We start from the raw sequence: 22221 nt of genomic DNA, 5'->3' as shown, positions 1-22221 counted from the left end.
GTATTCTCTCCTTTATGCTAATTTAGCTATTCATTTTTAATAAGTATCTGGTATATTAATCATCAATAATTAGATTATCAGTTACTAAACTGCTAAAATTTGTTTACATTGTTTAATGTAACATTAAGTTTCACTAAAGTAAAGAGGGTTTTATACCATAAGAAATGTAAAAAAAGGCATAATCAGTATAGTTACTGATTATGCCTTTTTATTTAGGTTATTATATTTCTATTCTTGCTTTTCTCTTTCAAAGCTAACAGTTGCAGCCTCTACTTCACCATATGCCCAATGTTCTTTTGGCATATCAGGGAATGAAGGTGACTCTGGCTGTAACACAGGTCTGCCAATAAGTTTATTTATTATAACAACAACCTGCTCTCGCTTTAAGGCAGTATCAGGTCTAAAGGTTTTATCTTTAAATCCGTTTACTACACCAGCATTATACATTTGATTAATATAAGCCTCAGCCCAATGTCCCTTTATATCTGTAAAGTAATCAGCCTGATTATTAACCTCAATGTTAAGGTATTTCCAGTATTGTGAGAATAAATATGATACCTCAGCTCTTGTAGCAGCCTGATTAGGTTTAAATGTTCCATCTTCGTAAACATTAAATAACCCTAACTTAGATACAGCTAAAATACACTTAGTATACCACTTACCCTCTGCTACATCACTAAAGCTAATATCAGTTGGTTCATCTAAATTGAGCTTTAGTATTCTTGAAATCATAGCAGCTAATTCTGCTCTTGTTACATTATTTGCTGGTCTAAATGTCTTATCTTCATAACCATGAATATAAGGATCAAAGTACTCAACAACACCTAATGGAGTTTCATCGTCTTCAATAATTTCTTCATCTCCTGGCTCAGTAGGTGTTTCTGGAGTTGGTGGTTCTGGTTTAGGTTCAGGCTTAGGTTCTGGCGGTGTTGGTGGATAATAATATTCATACACCACATATACCCTTGTACCCTTTACTTCATTACCAGAGGCATCCTTAGCTACATACTCAACAGTTTTTTCACCTAAAGAATCAGTATTAATTGGTCCATTATGTTTTATTGTAACGTTTGTATTATAATTATCGGTTGCTGTTACACCATATAAGTAGTTAGAAACTGTTCTTCCACGTAAAACCCTAATTCTATTTGGGTTTATACTTAGTTGTGGTTTTACATCATCAATTACCTCTACAGTACGCTCTTTTGTATCTGCCAAGTTTCCATTTTTGTCTTTTGCTGAATAGGTTATTAGATATTTACCTAAGCTATCTTTGGCAATTGCGCTAACTTTTTCTTTACTACCATCTGCTTTTACTAACTCTATTACGTAGGTAACTGCTACCTCTCCATCAATTGGGTCACTTGCACTTACGCCACTAAGGATGTCGCTATCACCATACTCAGTTCCTACTGTAATTGTTTTTTCAGCTAAGTTATTTTCTATCACTGGTGCTTCCGTATCTTCAATTGTCATTGTTCTTGAGTTAGTACCTACTAAATCATGTTTATCTTTTGCTGTATAAGTAATGGTATGGTCGCCTACAGCATAAGCCTTAGCTTCAGCATCGGTAGTTATATCAGTTATAACTCCATCTTCATTATCATTAGCTTCTACATTATTAAGTTGCATTTCTTTAGTTACTACAACACCATATTCAAAGGTAATTACTGTTTCATTATTTTTAAATGTTATAACTGGTGCAGTATTCGCTGCAACTGTAACAGTTCTGCTTTTAGTTACTTTTGCTCCTGCTGAATCGGTTGCAGTATAGGTAATTGTTTGGTTACCTGCTGTGGTTGTATCAATTTTTTTATCAAATTTTATATCTACATCAAGACCAAGTTTTTTATCCTCATAGTCTGTTGCAGATACTCCGGTTAAGGTATCAAACTTACTACCAAATTTAATTGGTTCATTTATAGCATTCACTGTTAAAACAGGTTGTTTATTTAGTAACACTGTAAATGTTTTTGTTGCTATTGTTTTAGCACCGTCTTTATCTACAACTTCATATGTTACTTTTTTTGAACCAACTATAGTTGAGTCTATAGTATTAAGATCCACATCAATAACAGCTGTAAGGTCACCATCTTCACTGTCGTTTGCAGTAACACCTGCTAATACATCAATGTTCTGCTCTCCATAGTATACTTCTTGACTTGGATTAGTTATGTGAATTATTGGCTTGGCATTTACTCTATAAGTTCTCTTTATTTTAGCTTCGTTTAATGAGCTATCTGTTGCTGTATAGGTAACAATATACTCACCCGGATTTTTTGTGTTTATATCACCATCATGTTTAATTTGAACTGTACTATCGTAGTTATCATTGGCTTTTATGCCAGCTAAATAATCTATAGTAGCTCCCTGCTGTACTACAATATAATTATTGTAAGCTTCAAAAACAGGTGCTTCTTTATCTTTTACGCTTACTGTTCTAGTAACTTCATTGGATTTATTATTATGTTTATCTACTGCTTTGTAAGTAATGGTATAGTTCATTACTAGGTCAGATTTAATTTCACTTACAATTTGGTTATTTTTGTCTTTAATTGTATAGCTAATGCTACTGCTTGGTAAAACACCATCTACTTTATCTTTGGCCTCTACTCCAGCTAAGATTTTAGCTTTAGGATAAGTATCTCCCAATACTAAGTCAACATTGGCTATTTTATTAGTTAGTACTGGTGCTTCAGTATCTTTAATTCTCATTGTTCTTGAGTTAGTACCTACTAAATCATGTTTATCTTTTGCTGTATAAGTAATGATATGGTCTCCTACAGCATAAGCTTTAGCTTCAGCATCGGTAGTTATATCAGTTATAACTCCATCTTCATTATCATTAGCTTCTACATTATTAAGTTGCATTTCTTTAGTTACTACAACACCATATTCAAAGGTAATTACTGTTTCATTATTTTTAAATGTTATAACTGGTGCAGTATTCTCTGCAACTGTAACAGTTCTGCTTTTAGTTACTTTTGCTCCTGCTGAGTCAGTTGCAGTATAGGTAATTGTTTGGTTACCTGCTGTGGTTGTATCAATTTTTTTATCAAATTTTATATCTACATCAAGACCAAGTTTTTTATCCTCATAGTCTGTTGCAGATACTCCGGTTAAGGTATCAAACTTACTACCAAATTTAATTGGTTCATTTATAGCATTCACTGTTAAAACAGGTTGTTTATTTGGTAACACTGTAAATGTTTTTGTTGCTATTGTTTTAGCACCGTCTTTATCTACAACTTCATATGTTACTTTTTTTGAACCAACTATAGTTGAGTCTATAGTATTAAGATCCACATCAATAACAGCTGTAAGGTCACCATCTTCACTGTCGTTTGCAGTAACACCTGCTAATACATCAATGTTCTGCTCTCCATAGTATACTTCTTGACTTGGATTAGCTATGTGAATTATTGGCTTGGCATTTACTCTATAAGTTCTCTTTATTTTAGCTTCGTTTAATGAGCTATCTGTTGCTGTATAGGTAACAATATACTCACCCGGATTTTTTGTGTTTATATCACCATCATGTTTAATTTGAACTGTACTATCGTAGTTATCATTGGCTTTTATGCCAGCTAAATAATCTATAGTAGCTCCCTGCTGTACTACAATATAATTATTGTAAGCTTCAAAAACAGGTGCTTCTTTATCTTTTACGCTTACTGTTCTAGTAACTTCATTGGATTTATTATTATGTTTATCTACTGCTTCATAAGTAATGGTATAGTTCATTACTAGGTCAGATTTAATTTCACTTACAATTTGGTTATTTTTGTCTTTAATTGTATAGCTAATGCTACTGCTTGGTAAAACACCATCTACTTTATCTTTGGCCTCTACTCCAGCTAAGATTTTAGCTTTAGGATAAGTATCTCCCAATACTAAGTCAACATTGGCTATTTTATTAGTTAGTACTGGTGCTTCGGTATCTTTAATTCTCATTGTTCTTGAGTTAGTACCTACTAAATCATGTTTATCTTTTGCTGTATAAGTAATGATATGGTCTCCTACAGCATAAGCTTTAGCTTCAGCATCGGTAGTTATATCAGTTATAACTCCATCTTCATTATCATTAGCTTCTACATTATTAAGTTGCATTTCTTTAGTTACTACAACACCATATTCAAAGGTAATTACTGTTTCATTATTTTTAAATGTTATAACTGGTGCAGTATTCGCTGCAACTGTAACAGTTCTGCTTTTAGTTACTTTTGCTCCTGCTGAATCGGTTGCAGTATAGGTAATTGTTTGGTTACCTGCTGTGGTTGTATCAATTTTTTTATCAAATTTTATATCTACATCAAGACCAAGTTTTTTATCCTCATAGTCTGTTGCAGATACTCCGGTTAAGGTATCAAACTTACTACCAAATTTAATTGGTTCATTTATAGCATTCACTGTTAAAACAGGTTGTTTATTTGGTAACACTGTAAATGTTTTTGTTGCTATTGTTTTAGCACCGTCTTTATCTACAACTTCATATGTTACTTTTTTTGAACCAACTATAGTTGAGTCTATAGTATTAAGATCCACATCAATAACAGCTGTAAGGTCACCATCTTCACTGTCGTTTGCAGTAACACCTGCTAATACATCAATGTTCTGCTCTCCATAGTATACTTCTTGACTTGGATTAGCTATGTGAATTATTGGCTTGGCATTTACTCTATAAGTTCTCTTTATTTTAGCTTCGTTTAATGAGCTATCTGTTGCTGTATAGGTAACAGTATACTCACCCGGACTGTCTGTGTTTATTTTGCCATCATGTGTAATTTCAACTATACTATCGTAGTTATCATTGGCTTTTATGCCAGCTAAATAATCTATAGTAGCTCCCTGCTGTACTACAATATAATTATTGTAAGCTTCAAAAACAGGTGCTTCTTTATCTTTTACACTTACTGTTCTGGTAACTTCATTGGATTTATTATTATGTTTATCTACTGCTTCATAAGTAATGGTATAGTTCATTACTAGGTCAGATTTAATTTCACTTACAATTTGGTTATTTTTGTCTTTAATTGTATAGCTAATGTTACTGCATGGTAAGACACCATCTACTTTATCTTTGGCCTCTACTCCAGCTAAGATTTTAGCTTTAGGATAAGTATCTCCCAATACTAAGTCAACATTGGCTATTTTATTAGTTAGTACTGGTGCTTCGGTATCTTTAATTCTCATTGTTCTTGAGTTAGTACCTACTAAATCATGTTTATCTTTTGCTGTATAAGTAATGATATGGTCTCCTACAGCATAAGCTTTAGCTTCAGCATCGGTAGTTATATCAGTTATAACTCCATCTTCATTATCATTAGCTTCTACATTATTAAGTTGCATTTCTTTAGTTACTACAACACCATATTCAAAGGTAATTACTGTTTCATTATTTTTAAATGTTATAACTGGTGCAGTATTCGCTGCAACTGTAACAGTTCTGCTTTTAGTTACTTTTGCTCCTGCTGAATCGGTTGCAGTATAGGTAATTGTTTGGTTACCTGCTGTGGTTGTATCAATTTTTTTATCAAATTTTATATCTACATCAAGACCAAGTTTTTTATCCTCATAGTCTGTTGCAGATACTCCGGTTAAGGTATCAAACTTACTACCAAATTTAATTGGTTCATTTATAGCATTCACTGTTAAAACAGGTTGTTTATTTGGTAACACTGTAAATGTTTTTGTTGCTATTGTTTTAGCACCGTCTTTATCTACAACTTCATATGTTACTTTTTTTGAACCAACTATAGTTGAGTCTATAGTATTAAGATCCACATCAATAACAGCTGTAAGGTCACCATCTTCACTGTCGTTTGCAGTAACACCTGCTAATACATCAATGTTCTGCTCTCCATAGTATACTTCTTGACTTGGATTAGTTATGTTAATTATTGGCTTGGCATTTACTCTATAAGTTCGCTTTATTTTAGCTTCGTTTAATGAGCTATCTGTTGCTGTATAGGTAACAGTATACTCACCCGGATTTTTTGTGTTTATATCACCATCATGTTTAATTTGAACTGTACTATCGTAGTTATCATTGGCTTTTATGCCAGCTAAATAATCTATAGTAGCTCCCTGCTGTACTACAATATAATTATTGTAAGCTTCAAAAACAGGTGCTTCTTTATCTTTTACGCTTACTGTTCTGGTAACTTCATTGGATTTATTATTATGTTTATCTACTGCTTCATAAGTAATGGTATAGTTCATTACTAGGTCAGATTTAATTTCACTTACAATTTGGTTATTTTTGTCTTTAATTGTATAGCTAATGTTACTGCTTGGTAAGACACCATCTACTTTATCTTTGGCCTCTACTCCAGCCAAGATATCAGCTTTATTGTAAGTATCTCCCAATAATAAATCCACATTGGCTATTTTATTAGTTATTGTTGGTTTATTAGTGTCTATAACAGCTATTACTCGTATTTTTTTATCAGTAGCAAGCTCTGAATCAGTTGCAGTATACTCTATGGAATGTATTCCTACCTTAGAAGTATCCAGCTCGTTGTCATATGTTATTTCTACCTTAAAACCTAACTTATCATCTTCTTTATCTTTTGCTGAAACACCGTTAAACATCTCAAATGAAGCTCCATATTCAACTGTGTCTACTAGTTGATTAGGGTTAAGTCTTTTTATGGTTAAAACAGGTGGATTATTTTGTTTAACACTAAATGTTTTAAATCCAACAGTTACTGCTTTATCATTATCTGTAACTGTATATTTTACTATTGTTGCACCAACAGTTTTAGAGTCAATAGTGTTTGGCTCAGCAATAACACTTTCAACTGTTCCATCTTGATCATTGGTGGTTATTTCACTATATACATTAATCTTTTCACCAAAATACACATTCCTTACACCGTTTGTAATAATTGTTGGAGCATAATTAACATGGTATATTCGTGTTACCTCTGTTTTGTTTCCAGAGTCATCTGTGGCAATATATGTTACTTTATGGTCTCCCTCTTTATTGGTGTTTGCTGTTCCTCTCTTAGTGATTTTTACATCTGTATCATAATTATCTGTAGCACTAACTCCCATAAAATAGTCATCTATTTTATCACCCTTTAGCACCACTATTCTTAGTGGATTTACTGTAAGAGTAGGATCAGTTTTATCTGCTACATTAACTATACGGGTACAGGTGACTTCATTATTGTTAAAGTCTTTGGCTGAGTATGTTATTTTATACTGAGCTACTATACTAGTATTAACACTACCAGTATAAGTTACATTAAGTGGTCCATCTACTGGATCACTAGCACTAACACCTGCCATAATTTCATTAAGTCCATACTTAGTACCAAGCTTAATGGTTACTGTAGGATATTCGTTATTTATTGTAGGCATTTTTGTATCTACCACTGTAACTATTCTATCTTTAGTAACCTTAGCACCAGCAGAATCCGTAGCTGTATAACTTATAGTGTAGCTATTAGGTTGATAGGTATTTACTTTACCTAAGTATGCTACTTTTACTTTAAGTGCATGCGCATCATCTTCTACATCGCTAACTGAGTAATTGTTGTAATCACTTTCATTAAAGTTAGCTCCATATTCTATGGTAACATTATTTACAATTAATTGAGGTGGATTATTATTAAGTACCTCATAATCCCTACTAGCTTCACTTGTTAAACCATCATTATCACTAACTGTATATATGATCTCAGTAGTTGTAGCTATCTGGGTATCAATTGTTTTGGGATTATAAACAACTTGATCTATTAAATTGCCATCTTCTACATCAGTTGCTGTAATATCCTCAAGTAGATTAATACTTGGAGCACCAAAAAGAATCTTTTTAATACTACTAGGCACTGTTAATTTCGGTTTATGATTAGCTCCAATTTTAACAGTTTTAGTACCATAGCCTACTTTGCCATCATTATCTACAGCAATATAGTTAATAATAAAACTAGTATTTTGCTGATGAGTATCTATTGGTATTGGTATGTTGTAATCTAAACTTTGTACCGAACCATCAACATCTTTAGCTGATACACCTTGCATAATTAAACTATCATTAAATTCACTTTTAAAAGCAATATTAATAATAGGTTCATTTACTTCTACTACTGGCGCCTGATTAGGTAATATTGTAACTTTTCTTGTTGCCTCTGTTTTTTTACCAAAGGCATCTTCAGCAGTATACTTTATGTTATAAACCTTTTCAGTATCTCCTGTATTACCATGTACAAAGTTATCATCATCTGTTTGGTAAGCTAAGTCAGGCTGCTCATTATCATGAACTGTTACTCCGTGGTTAATATTATAACTGGTATTGTTATAAAAAATAGTTTCTTTACTTGGGTTTACTACTATTGTAGGTGGTGTATTTTCGAACGGTATTGCTGTATTCAATTTAATATGCCACCAATTAGCAGGCACTCTAGTCCAATGATTGTCTGATTTGTACTCAAAATATAAAGCACCAGCACCACCCCAGTTAAAGTAGCTAATTTGATAAAGATAAGGTGTGCCTCTGCTTAAATTCACTTTAGTTTCATACGTTGTTTTAGACTGTACAATAAACTTATCAATAAGTAAATCGCTTAAATTAATATTGTTATTTAAATCACTATCAAGATAAAATCTCACACCGTCATCTGTTGTTACTCTAATATCTGTGATATTAGCTTGTGGAATTAAATATCCATATATTTTTTGAGCATTTTTAGATTTTGAATCTGGAAAAACACTAGGTACATGCTTTAAAAACGCAGCCTCAGTACTGTTTTTTGTATAGTTATTTCTACCTGTTAAAGATTTTTTAATTACAGGCAAACCAAGCTTTATGTCATGAGAGTCTAGTCTCCATTTTTGTTCATCACTAACCGTTGGTAATTGATTAATCTTGTAATGCTGTGAATACACATAACCAGGTACATATGTAATTTGAGAATCGTCATTTGCTTGGGCTAAACCATATATATAACCTAAGCCTGGTACCAAAATCGCTTCACCAAGATAATTACCAGTGTTAGGATTAATTGCTTGCACTTTATTGTCATAAGCTACATATAAATTATTTTCACACACTGCTAACCCAAAAGAGTTATTATTAATGTACTTAACAACCTCAACATTTAACTCATGTGTGATTCTAATTAACAAACATCTATGAGAGTTATGTTTTCTTTTTCCTAAAAGGTAGATATCGTTATTGTAAAATGCTAAATCACCTTTACTGTAATATCCTACATCAATAACATCTTGTACTGTATCATTATTTATATCATAAAATGCTAAAATAGTACCCTTCATAAAGTAGAATTTTCCAGCACCATCATAGTGTAAGGCATTACCATATACTTCATCTGTTATTTTTTTATCATTACCTCTTTTTACTTCATATAAGCCACCACATATTCCAGAACTTACTCCATACAGTTTACCTGTACTTGAGGCAATATCGGTATAACCACTATCTACACCAGATACCTGCTCTATATGGTGAATATTCTCCAGAGACTTCAATGGGAATATTTTAACAGTTCTTCCACTAAAATCACTAGCATAAAAATAAGCTGCATTTTGATTAATATTAGGGCTTGGTAATTCTGTAAGGTATTGAGGAACCATCATTAAGGTCATAAGCTGGTCATCTGATGATGGCTCAGTTACTTCGTCATCTTCACCATCTTCGTTTTCTGATGGTGGCTCAGTTACTTCGTCATCTTCATCATCTGTTGATGGCTCAGTTACTTCGTCATCTTCATCATCTGTTGATGGCTCAGTTGCTTCGTCATCTTCATCATCTGTTGATGGCTCAGTTGCTTCGTCATCTTCATCATCTGTTGATGGCTCAGTTACTTCGTCATCTTCATCATCTGTTGATGGCTCAGTTGCTTCGTCATCTTCATCATCTGTTGATGGCTCAGTTGCTTCGTCATCTTCATCATCTGTTGATGGCTCAGTTGCTTCGTCATCTTCATCATCTGTTGATGGCTCAGTTGCTTCGTCATCTTCATCATCTTCATCATCTGTTGATGGCTCAGTTACTTCGTCATCTTCATCATCTTCGTTTTCTGATGGTGGCTCAGTCACTTCGTCATCTTCATCGTTTGGCTCAGTCACTTTATCATCATCACCATCTGTTGTATCTGACGGTGGCTCAGTTACTTCTTGTCTCAGATTTTTTTCAGTGCTCTCTGTTGGCATTTTAATTCCAGCAGTTTGTCTATTGGTATTGTCCTCTTGCTGTTGTGAAGTTATCTTTAAAACTTCTTCTGTCTCAGCAAAACCCTGAATTGAAGTAAAATTAGAAAAAATTAATGCAAAGCATAATAATAAAGCCAAAAATTTTGTGCTCTTTTTGCCTTTTGCTACTTGCATGCTTCCACCTCCGTAAATAGATTCCCTATCGAACTTTTAGAACACATGTATATAAAAAAGCCAGAATATGATACATTTGTTTTTCCAAACATTAAACATCTATTTTATCTACAGTTTAAATAATTCTAGAAACAAAAAGTTCAAAATAATTATAGCAAAACACCCCTACTTTAACAATGAAAAAAAGCTAAATTTAATTGTTAAAATAACATTTTTAAGTTATGTTTCATATATATTTAAGTTATCTTTAAATTCATATTTCTTTTAATCTTTTTTAAAGTTTAAAATAAAAAAACTTCTATAAAAATAGAAGTAATATGTCGATTTATGAGAGGGATTAAATATTCTATATTTAATAAACTTTATCAGCTTTATAATCATCAGTATTTTTTATGTAAGATACATTAATATCCTGTGCATTATAAGCCGCATCAGCAGTTGTGTCTACTACAAGCCAACTACCATCTATTAATACCTCGTTCCATGCATGATAAAAACGTGTATAAGTACTATTTCCCTTAACAAGCTTAGTTTTAATACCAACACTTCTCAGCATAGCTGCAGTTAAAGAGGCATAGTCATAACATATTCCTTTGCTGTCTTTTAGAGTAGCTTCTGCGTTAGGATTATACCTAGTAGTTACACTTAAAGCTTTACTTTTATCATAAGTTATATTATTAATAATATAACTATGTATAGCTTCTAGCTTTTCTTTATCAGTTTTAAGGTTTTCTGTTAATTGATGTGCTAGAGTTGTTGTAGCAGATTCATTATTCCAAGTTACATTTTGCGAGCTGGCTAAATATACTTTATTTTCTTCGGTATTTAATACAAATTCTTTTTTAGTAACAAGCTTGTATCTTTTACCTTCAATTTTTTGGTAAACACCAACAGTATATTTACCATTACCCATTTGTAAAGGAAGAATTTCACTTTGTGAATAGAGATTATAAGTATACTTACCTTTCTCACTTTTCACAATCACTTTAAATTCAGAATAATCATTAACATTTAAATTAATGCTAATAGTGCTTTCTTCAGTATTGACCTTTATAATTTCACTATCAGCAACAGCTGTTAGTGTAAACATTAACGTTAAAATTAATGCCATTACAAAAGTTAATACTATTCTTTTCAATTAAGCCTCTCCCTTAGCATCTGGCTATCTTTTTTCAAAGACCCTATAGTTTTGCGTCCCTGCCTCACAGCAGGTTTGCCCTTATTTGGGAAAGAAAAGTTAAAACTCTTCTTTCGATAACTGGCTGTCATATCAATTAAGACTTAGACCCTCTAGTTTTGCGTCCTAAGCTTTCACTTAGTTTGCCGTTTGTCGTGAAAAGATCTATAGATTACATGGTAATCAAAGACTTTTCTGGTAGCTGGCTATCCTAGCTTTTTAAGCCTTAGACCCTATAGCTTTGCGTCACATACTTTAATATGTTTTGCTATTTACAGAATACTGCGGTCAATACTGTCTGACTGCACTTTAATTACCCTCTCATGATTAGTATATCATATAATTAAGATACTTTTTTCATAATTTAATTATAATATGATAATAATTAAAAACGTTTAAACAAAAAACAATGGTTATCTCAAAATATTTGTAGACAAGCTAAAATAAAAGTATTTTACTAACACAAGTGTAACTTATTGTTTAAATGAAGTATCTTAGTAGTTACGTTGTTGATACTTAGCTAACGTGTAACTATACAACTGTTACTAATCTTTAATACTTAAATCAACTGCAAAATAAAATATAACCCCATCATTACAGTTATTAACACCATAATCAAATTCATGAACCTCAAGTATTGCTTTTACTATTGCTAACCCCAAGCCAGTACCACCATTATCTCTATTGTGTGACTTATCTGTTTTATAAAATCTATGCCAAATATTCACTAACTCTTCATCTGTTAGTGGATTACATTTATTTTTAATATATACATAGTTTTTATTATCTTTAACTTCACCATATACTTTAATCTCACTATTCTCGGTACTGTGTTTTATGGCGTTACCAACTAAATTTATTATAACTTGTTCAATTTTCGATTTATCAGCTATAACATTATTAAACAAACCACTAATACTAATAACTAAACCTTTATCACTTACAGGTAACTTAAATACATCTGCTACCTTATTTACTAATTTATTTAAATCAAACTCTTCAACTTTAAGCTTTAAAGCTCCAGCCTCAAGCTTAGATAACTCTAACATCTCCAAAATTAAGATGTTCATTTTTTCAACTTCATCTAAAATAACATCTATATAATAATCTCTTTTATCTTTTTTTATGCCATCCTTTAGTCCCTCTGCAAAACCCTTTATTATTCCTAGAGGGGTTTTCAGCTCATGTGAAACATTCGCTACAAACTCCTTACGTGATTTTTCTTGTTTAAGCTCTTTTTCATAGTCTAGTTTAAGTTGATAGTTAGCACTTTTTAATTGATTAAGAGCATCATTTAAATTACGTGAAAGAGTATTTAAACTTTTAGATAAAATGCCCAATTCATCCTCACTATTAACACTATAGTTATCAGAAAAATCCATATTTGCCATTCTACTTGCAGAATGTGATAATTTTTTTAATGGATTTGTTACAACTCTTGAGTAAATAAATGTCATAACTAATGAGACACCTAATGCTAGTATATAGAAGTAAACATAATATTCCTTAATCAATTTAATAGTTTGATATACAGGCTGTAATATTACAATAGCTTGCACAGCTAAAACCTTACCACTTGTATTTTCAATTTTTCTTTTATAATATAGATGCCTAGCAAAATTTGGAGATTTGGAAATATAATATTCAAAACCTATAAAATTTCTTTTAGTAAAAATATCACTGATAACTTCGTAGTTAGCTTTATTGTCAAATGATATTGCTCTCACATAAAAAATATCATCTATACTCTTATCTAGTGTTATGTTTTTGTCATATTCTAAGTTAACCCCATTTATTTGAATTGGTATTATACTTTTTGCTTTAATATATCCTTTAATTCTTAACATATCTCCATTAAAAATATTTTTTTTACCAAATGCAATATCATATTTCTTTTTAGATATTCGTATATCATATAAATCATTTCCATTTCTCTCTACAGTAAATAATACCCTTTGAAAGTCATCATATGCTTTGGATGGTCTACCAAAACCCACTTTTGGGTCTACTATTTCACATAATGCCTGACTGTTAATGTTCGTATGAATTAGTTTGATATAAAGTTCTCTTTGAGTCCAATCTTTTTTATTGTTTTGGGTTACAAAATTATTTACACTTTTAATTGCATAAGAAATTTCTTTTTTTTGATGTACACTGTCTATAAACACTGTTGTAAATAGAGTAACTAAACCTAAAATTAAAGTAAAACATAATGAAGTGATTAAAAAAACTTTACATGTTAACGATTTCCTCATTTTATCTCCCATTTACATTCTACATTAGTTAATTTATACACTTAAATACAGAAAACAATTATAAGCTCCCTATTAAAAAACGAGAGCTTATAATTGTTTGAATATTACAATTTATTTGTAAATTGTAGTTAATCTTTGTAACTCGTTCCATAGTCTAGACGCTTCTTTAGCATTATTTCCTTTTTCGGCTTTTACAGCATCATTATACAATCTTTCAGCTTTTAAATACTCTTCTTCAGAGAGTTCTTGCTTAATAAAAGGAGAAATATACTCAAAAGGTCCAAATTTATATTGGTCAGTATATTCTAATAAGCCTAACTCAGACATCTCATTCCATATATGATTTGCTCCACTATAATCACGTCTATTTTGAAGCGACATAGCTTTATTATATAAATCTTTTGCCTTTTCCAACTCTTCGTTAGTAATATTTACAAGAAGTCTGTTTTTATAGTCATCAAAACTATCAAAATCTGGTTCATTGATTTGCAGACAAGATATATATCTTATACCATTACCTTTTAAACATTCATATGTATCCTCAGGTTCAAAAACCTTATTAAACAGCTTCATATCTTGCAATTCAGCCCATAACTTAATTGCTTTTTCTTTATTATTTTCTTTTTCAGCTTTAATTGCATTATTATATAGACTTTTTGCTTTTTCTTCTATTTCTTTAGGCATAAAAGCATTAAAGAGTGCAGTTTCGTAAAAATAATCATAATATTCATATTGTCCTAAATACTCTAATCCTAATTTATTGAACTCAAGCCAAACTTTATTCAATTCTTCTATATTTCCAGCTTTATCTAGCAACATAGCTTTATTATAAATATTTTCAGCTTTACTTAGTACTTCTTCAGTTACATCAACCATTAACCTACTTTTATACTCTTGAAAACTCTTAAAACTTGGAACGTGCATAATTTTACATATTAAGTAACGAATACTCTCATTACCAGTTAGACTAACTAAATTTAACTCTTGATTTTCTAGACTATTAGTTACCTCTACTCTTTCAATATTTTTTGAATTAAACTCATCACCCAAATTAACATTATTAACTCCTAATGTTGTTAAACTCATAACTGTTGCTAATGCTACTCCAACTATTTTTTTATACATATTAAACCTCCTATATTTTGATGTTTTCATTATAGAACTTTAATGTGAAACCTGTATGAACTTGATGTGAAACATTGGCTACAAACTCTCTTCACAATTCACTTATACAATCTTTAAATTCTTGCTCAATTAAGTCTAATAACAACATCTCTATACAGTTTTTGCTAAATAAAATTTTAGTTAAACATTGTTATGAAACTAATTAACAACATAAAGAACATGAACATAAGCAAAAACATTTAAAAGTAGGTGATTTTTTCATTATTTCACCTCGAACTTGTATCCAACACCTATTACAGTTTTTATAAATTTTGAACAAATCCCTAGTTTTTTGCGTAGTGTTTTTATATTTGTATCTATTACTCTACCATCACCAAAATAATCATAGCCCCAAATTGAGTTAATTAATACATCTCTTTTAAATACCTTGCCTTTATTATCTACAAGCTTTAGTAAAAGCTCATATTCTTTAATTGTTAAGTTTAATTCTTTGTTATTAACTAAAACTTTGTAGGCATCTTTATCTATGCAAAGTTCATCTATTATAGTAATATTTCTATTATTATAGGGACAGTTGTTTTCAAATCTTTTTAATAGGGCTTTAACCCTAGCCATTAAAACTTTGGGACTAAACGGCTTGGTAACATATTCATCTGCACCTAGTTCAAAACCAAGTAATTTATCGTCTTCGTCACTACGAGCACTCAATATAATAATTAGAGTATCAGATTTTTTTCTTATTCTTCTACATACTGACCAGCCATCCAGTTTAGGAATCATTATATCTAGGATTACCAAATTAATATCATTATTATCAAATATATCCATAGCCTCTAGTCCATCAGCAGCCTTATAAACGGCATACCCTTCAGATTCTATATAATCACAGATTATTTCTATCATTCTTTTTTCATCTTCCACAACAAGTATTGAATTGCTCATTTTTACACCTTCATATAAAGCTTTGTATATAGTTTATTATAACCTACAACTTAAATTTGCCTACCTTTAGGCAGGCAAATTTATATGAAATACTACTAATCTCAATATACAAGTATATTTTTTAATTTAACATGTTGGTTAGCTATATAATACATCCTTAATGTGAAACTGATGTGAAATACACTGAAATATTTACTTAGATTAGTACCATAGATTCTGGAGCAATTAAAACTACTACGTTCTGGGGTTATGCCCTTCTTATTTTATTTAAAAAAATAGTATGGATGTTTTTCGCCCACACTATTTATTATAGAGCCAAAAAAACTGCTACCAGTTTATAGTAACAGTCATTTATTTTACTTAGTTATTCAATAATACTAAATGCTGATGTGCTTTTTGGGCTACCATTAATCCATTTCCAAGTTCTAATATCTCTTTTAACTTAACTTTAGCACTTTCTTTATCACCATTATATAAATCAATTAAGGCAAGCTTGTATAAGATTTTTAATCTACTCATTAAAGATATTGAATTACTTAATATACTTTGCAATTTTTGTTTGCTATTAGTATAATTCTGCAAGTAAAAATCTCTTTCACCCTCTAAAAGCAGTATTGTTAAAGCTTGTTTTTCATTATTTTCGATTAATTTAACTATGTTTTTCTCGTAAAACTCTTCTGCCTCATCTATTAAGTTTAGTTCATACAAACAAGTAACATAGTAAATATTGTAGTTTAATAGTAATCCGTTTTTTTCTGTAATATAGTTTTTGTCTATAGCTAACAACAATTCTTTTGCTTGCTCAAAATCACCTTGTGCTATTAAAGCTGCTGCTTTATCAATTGTTAAATAGGCAACTGCTTTTTTATTTTTTTTATGAACAACTAATTGCTGCTCAGTAATCTTTATAAACTCAGCGGGATTACATTCTTGAGCTAATACTTTATAACGCAATCTGCTTTTATTAGTAATTAACTTCATATATAAAACCATCACTACGGATACTGTAATTATAGTAGCTAACAAATATGGTACTTTAAGAGCCACTAATGCTGCCATAAGTATGATTGTTATCAAGTATAATACAATTTTATTCATTGTTGTAGTTTCTCCTATCCACTAAACAACACTCACTTAGTGAATGCTCAGCGTTTTTTGCTCTATAAATGTTTTATAATGATAGTATGCCATTACAGTTTTAGAATCACTAATATTACCCTGTTTAATATGTTTCTCAAACTCTTTAAAAGGCATCCAGACTGTCTCTAAAACATCTTCATCATTAATACATGTAGCATATTGCTCAGACTTTGCTACACTTGCATAGTAGATTGTGTTTTGACTATTGGAGTGTCCTAAAGATGTATAATAGGTAATTAATTTTTGTAATCGTGTTCTTCCTATAGTTAAATTAGTCTCTTCTCTTAACTCTCTTACCATTGTATCTAAAGGATCTTCGTTCTCAACATCCAAACAACCTGCTGGCAGCTCATATGTAATAGTCATAACTGCTGGTCTAAATTGCTTAACTAATAAAACCTCACTGTCTTCATTTACAATTAAGGAAGTTACCGCACTATAGTTTTTGAGAATGTTATATTCTCTACTAGATACTTTTCGTTGATAAACTTTTAGCCAACCATCAAATAAAATTTTATCATTAAGAGGCATTTTAACTTTTCCTAACGATTTAAACTCATTTACAAACTCAACTTTAATACTATCATTTTGCTCATTTATTATTTTTTGTTTTAAATCTTGAACAGCAAAACTTGAACCTAAATAGGTTATATTTAACTCATTATTTTCTGGTGAATAACGTCTAATTTCATCTTCATCAAAAAAAACACATTCTATTTTATCTTTTAACTTTGTAATAAACTGTTCAAATACTATTTTAGATGATGTTAGATTATTATTGACTTCAATTTTAATTTTACCGTCCCATTGATCCATAACAATATATTCGTTCAATAGTATTCCTCCTCATCATAGAGCTTAGTTAGTATATTGTAACATTTAAAATTCTAATCCACTAATTTATATGAAATCTATATAAAACTTTAACATTATGTTTTTAACTAAAGTGTTTAGTACAATAAAAGCATTTTTAATAACCTCTTTTTCACTTCTTCTCTAACATGCTGAGGTTCAAGAACTTCAACATCTGCTCCAAATGAAAGTATAAAATTATAAATCCAATCAGTATGGGGAAAGACAAACTGCACTTCTACTGTACCACTACTATTATATACAATATCCTCTTCATTAAAATAATCATATAAGGTATATAAAAGTTTTTCATGAAATCTCATTTTAAGTTTAATAGGTTTTACTTTATAATTTTTACTAATTTCATATTTATACCCTATTTTATTTATATGGTTCTCTCTATTAAATGTTTTTTCTAAAACCTTAAAATCCTTCATTCTGTTTATTTTAAAAATTCTAAAATTATTTTTGTGTTTACAAAAGCTCCATACATACCATGATTGTCCTTTAAATATTAATTTTAGCGGCTCAACCTCTCTTTCTGATTTAAGGCCTTCGCTATTATAGTACTTAAATTTTAGACAATTTTGGCTAATTATTGCTTTTTTAATGCTATTAAATTTTTCTTTGTTATTTGAAGAACTACCCCACTCACTTATATCTACCTCTATCCAGTCTTGAATTTGAATATTCTTAAACAAAGAAGCTAGTTTTTGCACTACATTATCTACATCTGTATAACTAGCAGCTTTTAGGGTTTGCAAAGTCATTAAAATATTCTCAACGTCTTTTTCGGATACCATAGTTTTGTTAAGCACGTAATTATCTAATAGTGATATGCCTCCGCCACTACCTTTATTGGTATATACAGGTACACCAGCAGTTGAAAGAACATCAATATCTCGATATATTGTTCTGGTAGAAACAGCAAAACGGTCAGCTAGCTCTTTAGCCGTTACAACATTTTTATTTAATAAGATAACAACAATTTCAAACAACCTATTGATTTTCATAATTATCACCTAAGTTTATTATACCCCTAAAATAAGACAATGTATTGTCATATTTATACCATAAAACTTCAAGTTACTGTTTATGCTTATCTGGAAATACATAAGTTGTTACTAAGCTAACCATTTCCATTAATATTTTTAAACAAAGCTAATAAAGATTTTAATAACATGATATAATGATTAATAGCTAAGAGATTAAAACACTATTCGGTTGGTAGTCCGAATACAGCTTAAAAACTGTCAGTAACCTGCCCCTGGGTTGTCCATTCTCGATATCAGCATTTTTAGTTCAGGGGGTATTGATATGATTTCGTTTACAGTGTTCTTTGAAGGACCATTTTGGGTTGGAGTTTTTGAGCGTACTGTAAAAAATAAGTTATTTACTGCCAAGGTCACTTTTGGAGCTGAACCAAATGATGACACAGTTTATAACTATATTTTAACAGAATCAAATAAACTAAGATTTAGTACTGCATTAAATATTGAGCAAAAAAATCTAAAAAAACCGAGCTTTAAACGACAGCAAAGGGAGGCTAAAAAAGCTACCCAAGAAAAAGGTATTGGCACTAAAGCTCAGCAAGCTCTTAAACTTGATCGAGATTTTAGAAAACAAGAACATAAACAAAACCTAAAAGCCAAACAAGAATTGCTTAAAGAAAAAAAGTTTTTACAGAAACAACAAAAAAAGAAACAAAAGAAAAAAGGACACTAAAAAACACCTCTCAGGTGTTTTTTTTATGATTATATTATTTAACAATTACCTATTTTATTAGTATTTTCAACCTCTTAACAATACCATATTATGTTATATTATAATATAGAGTGTAAAATGTTAAGGAGAAATAATTATGGAACTTAGTATTAATCACCTTACCTTTTCCGTTAGTAATCTACAGCTGGCTGTTAACTTTTATCAAAATGTTTTTAACGCAAAACTTTTAGTTTTAGGAGATAAACTTGCTTATTTTGACCTAAATGGTATTTGGCTAGCTTTAAACCTTGAACAAGATATACCACGTAATGAAATATATCAATCATATACTCATATTAGCTTTTCTATTACTGAGCAAGAATACCCTATTATGTTAAAGAAATTGCAAGATTTAAGAATTAACATAATTGAAAGTAGAGTCCGCCATGATAATGAAGGCAAGTCTATTTACTTTAGAGATCCCGATGGACACTTATTTGAGCTTCACACCAAAACAAAAGAAGATAGAATAAATTTTTACAAACAGCACCGACTTGAGTTAAGGTTTTTTGAGTAATAAGCAGATTAACCTAACTTGATAATAAAGTTTTCTACCACTTAATAAATAATACTAATCTCATATTCGTAATTTTAACTAGACTTGTTAAGTTTAAAACTTCTTTTACTTGAGGAATAATGGTGTTTTAAAATATTTCAGAAGGCTCAACCCCTGCTCTACAGGTTTTTACTTAACTATTAAGTGACATGCTACATGGTGACCTTTTTCTACCTCAATAAACTCCGGTGAATCTCCCCTACAGCATTTATCCATACACTGCTTACACCTCGTATGAAAGCTACAGCCCTGTGGAACATTTGCTGGGTTTGGCACATCACCTTTTAGCATAATTCTTTTATTATTTTCCTCAAACACAGTGGGAATTGCCGATAATAAAGCCTTGGTATAGGGATGAATTGGATTATTATATATTTGATTTGCAGTCGCTATTTCCACAATTTTACCAAGGTACATGACCCCAACTCTATCACTAAAGTGTTGTACTACATTAAGATCATGAGAAATAAATAAATAAGTCAAGCCATACTGTTGCTGTAGACTTTCCATAAAGTTAAGTAATGACGCTTGTATAGAAACATCTAGTGCAGATACTGGCTCATCTGCAATTACTAATTGTGGATTTAACATCAAGGCACACATAATTCCAACACGTTGCCGTTGACCACCCGACAATTCATGGGGATACCTACCATAATCACTCTCATTAAAACCAGCCTCTAACAGCATTTCTATTACTCTTTTTTTTATTTGCTGTTTGTTGCCTTTTTTATGAACCCTTAGTGGCTCACCTAAAATCCAACCTATTTTTTTACGTGGATTTAAAGAGCTATAGGGATCTTGAAATACAATTTGCACATTTTGTTGTACCTGTTTATTGCTATTATCTAAATTAACTCCATTAAGCAATATTTCACCTGAATCAGGTGATAATAAACCACCTACTAAATAGGCAATGGTAGATTTACCACAGCCTGATTCTCCAACTAAACCAAAGGTTTCACCTTTATTAATATAAAAAGACACGCCATTAACTGCTTTTACATATTTAGGTTTAGCAAAAGGACTACTTTTTGGCAAAGCAAAGTATTTTTTTATGTTTTTTACTTCTAATATTTGTTTACTCATTTTCATTTCACCTGCTTGTAATTAAAACAACTTATGCCATGGTCATTTTCGTAAAACATTAAAGGATTCTGTTTTTTACACTCTTTGGTAACATAACTACACCTAGCTGCAAAAGCACAACCAGTTGGTCTATTAGTTATACTAGGCACTCTGCCTGGTATTGTATATAATTTACTTCTCTTAACTTTAGGGTTAGGTATAGCAGCCAATAAACCTTTAGTATACGGGTGTTTTGCATTATTAAAAAGCTCTGTTACTCTTGCCTCTTCTACAATATTACCCATATACATCACTAAAACTCTATCACACATTCTTTTAATAACTCCCAAGTCATGAGATATTAAAATTATTGTTGTACCAAATTTACTGTTTAAGTATTTCATTAAATCAAGTATTTGGGCCTGTATGGTTACATCTAAAGCAGTTGTAGGCTCATCAGCAATTAATAAAAGGGGCTTCATTACCATTGCCATGGCAATCATAATGCGTTGTCTCATGCCGCCAGATAACTCGTGAGGATATTGATTATACATAACCTCTGCATTTGGTAACCCTACTTGTTTCATTATTTGCAAAGCCTGTTGTTTTGAGTCTTTAGCATTAGTATGAAGATTTACAGTTTCAGCAATTTGTTTGCCAACTTTTAATAAAGGATTAAGTGAGGTCATAGGTTCTTGAAATATCATAGATATGTCATCACCTCTTAAATCTCTCATCTCTTTTTCGGTTGCATGTAATATATCTATATCATTAAATTGCATTTCAGTAGCACTTAATATTGCTTTTTTAGGCAATAATTTAATAATAGATAAAGCAGTTAAACTTTTTCCACAGCCAGACTCACCAACAATACCTAATATTTCGCCTTTAACAAGAGAAAAAGAGATATTATCTACCGCTTTATATTGCTGTTTATTAATTAAAAAAGAGATATTTAAGTTTTGAATGTTTAATAAAGTCATAAT

General features: G+C 30.8%; 12 protein-coding genes and 3 riboswitches. Of the genes, 2 read left to right on the top strand and 10 right to left on the bottom strand.

Annotation, left to right across the window (positions count from 1 at the left end; genetic code table 11):
• Positions 1–228: 228 nt before the first annotated feature.
• The 8 genes from IMX26_RS01260 to IMX26_RS01225 all read right to left on the bottom strand — a co-directional run bounded on the left by IMX26_RS01260 (position 229) and on the right by IMX26_RS01225 (position 18860).
• Complete coding sequence (locus tag IMX26_RS01260; RefSeq protein WP_195159915.1) at positions 229–10356, bottom strand: immunoglobulin-like domain-containing protein; 10128 nt, start codon at positions 10354–10356, stop codon at positions 229–231.
• A gap of 352 nt (positions 10357–10708) precedes the next feature.
• Positions 10709–11494, bottom strand: coding sequence for a transglutaminase-like domain-containing protein (locus IMX26_RS01255; RefSeq protein ID WP_195159914.1), 786 nt, complete (start codon positions 11492–11494; stop codon positions 10709–10711).
• A gap of 12 nt (positions 11495–11506) precedes the next feature.
• Positions 11507–11584: riboswitch (cyclic di-GMP riboswitch) on the bottom strand.
• Positions 11585–11606: 22 nt separating this feature from the next.
• A riboswitch (cyclic di-GMP riboswitch) is annotated at positions 11607–11691 on the bottom strand.
• Positions 11692–11727: 36 nt separating this feature from the next.
• Positions 11728–11813: riboswitch (cyclic di-GMP riboswitch) on the bottom strand.
• Positions 11814–12078: 265 nt separating this feature from the next.
• Positions 12079–13788, bottom strand: coding sequence for a HAMP domain-containing sensor histidine kinase (locus tag IMX26_RS01250; protein WP_195159913.1), 1710 nt, complete (start codon positions 13786–13788; stop codon positions 12079–12081).
• 111 nt (positions 13789–13899) lie between these two features.
• A complete protein-coding gene (locus IMX26_RS01245; protein WP_195159912.1) occupies positions 13900–14913 on the bottom strand; it encodes a hypothetical protein in 1014 nt (337 codons plus the stop codon).
• 261 nt (positions 14914–15174) lie between these two features.
• Complete coding sequence (locus IMX26_RS01240; protein WP_195159911.1) at positions 15175–15855, bottom strand: response regulator transcription factor; 681 nt, start codon at positions 15853–15855, stop codon at positions 15175–15177.
• A 360-nt stretch (positions 15856–16215) separates the two neighbouring features.
• Positions 16216–16953: a hypothetical protein gene (locus tag IMX26_RS01235; protein ID WP_195159910.1), complete on the bottom strand. Its 738-nt coding sequence runs from the start codon at positions 16951–16953 to the stop codon at positions 16216–16218.
• A gap of 36 nt (positions 16954–16989) precedes the next feature.
• Positions 16990–17829 (bottom strand): NUDIX hydrolase, encoded by an 840-nt coding sequence (locus IMX26_RS17735; protein WP_243259273.1) that lies wholly within the window; start codon positions 17827–17829, stop codon positions 16990–16992.
• Positions 17830–17945: 116 nt separating this feature from the next.
• Positions 17946–18860: a YafY family protein gene (locus IMX26_RS01225; RefSeq protein WP_195159909.1), complete on the bottom strand. Its 915-nt coding sequence runs from the start codon at positions 18858–18860 to the stop codon at positions 17946–17948.
• Between the two features lie 304 nt (positions 18861–19164).
• Between IMX26_RS01225 and IMX26_RS01220 the strand changes: the two genes are divergently transcribed.
• Together IMX26_RS01220 and fosB are read left to right on the top strand one after the other, a co-directional pair.
• Positions 19165–19572: a YjdF family protein gene (locus IMX26_RS01220; RefSeq protein ID WP_195159908.1), complete on the top strand. Its 408-nt coding sequence runs from the start codon at positions 19165–19167 to the stop codon at positions 19570–19572.
• Positions 19573–19708: 136 nt separating this feature from the next.
• On the top strand, positions 19709–20128 hold the full coding sequence (gene fosB / locus IMX26_RS01215) for a metallothiol transferase FosB (RefSeq protein ID WP_195159907.1): 420 nt from the start codon (positions 19709–19711) through the stop codon (positions 20126–20128).
• Positions 20129–20296: 168 nt separating this feature from the next.
• On the opposite strand, the gene IMX26_RS01210 is transcribed toward fosB, so the two are convergent.
• Both IMX26_RS01210 and IMX26_RS01205 read right to left on the bottom strand, forming a co-directional pair.
• Positions 20297–21256, bottom strand: coding sequence for an oligopeptide/dipeptide ABC transporter ATP-binding protein (locus IMX26_RS01210; RefSeq protein WP_195159906.1), 960 nt, complete (start codon positions 21254–21256; stop codon positions 20297–20299).
• Between the two features lie 2 nt (positions 21257–21258).
• On the bottom strand, positions 21259–22218 hold the full coding sequence (locus tag IMX26_RS01205) for an ABC transporter ATP-binding protein (RefSeq protein WP_195159905.1): 960 nt from the start codon (positions 22216–22218) through the stop codon (positions 21259–21261).
• Positions 22219–22221: the final 3 nt, after the last annotated feature.

This window comes from Clostridium sp. 'deep sea' (assembly GCF_014931565.1).
In the GTDB taxonomy this organism is placed as follows: domain Bacteria; phylum Bacillota; class UBA994; order PWPR01; family PWPR01.
The sequence above is the reverse complement of the archived record's forward strand: the minus strand, read 5'-3'. Positions and strand labels throughout refer to the sequence as shown.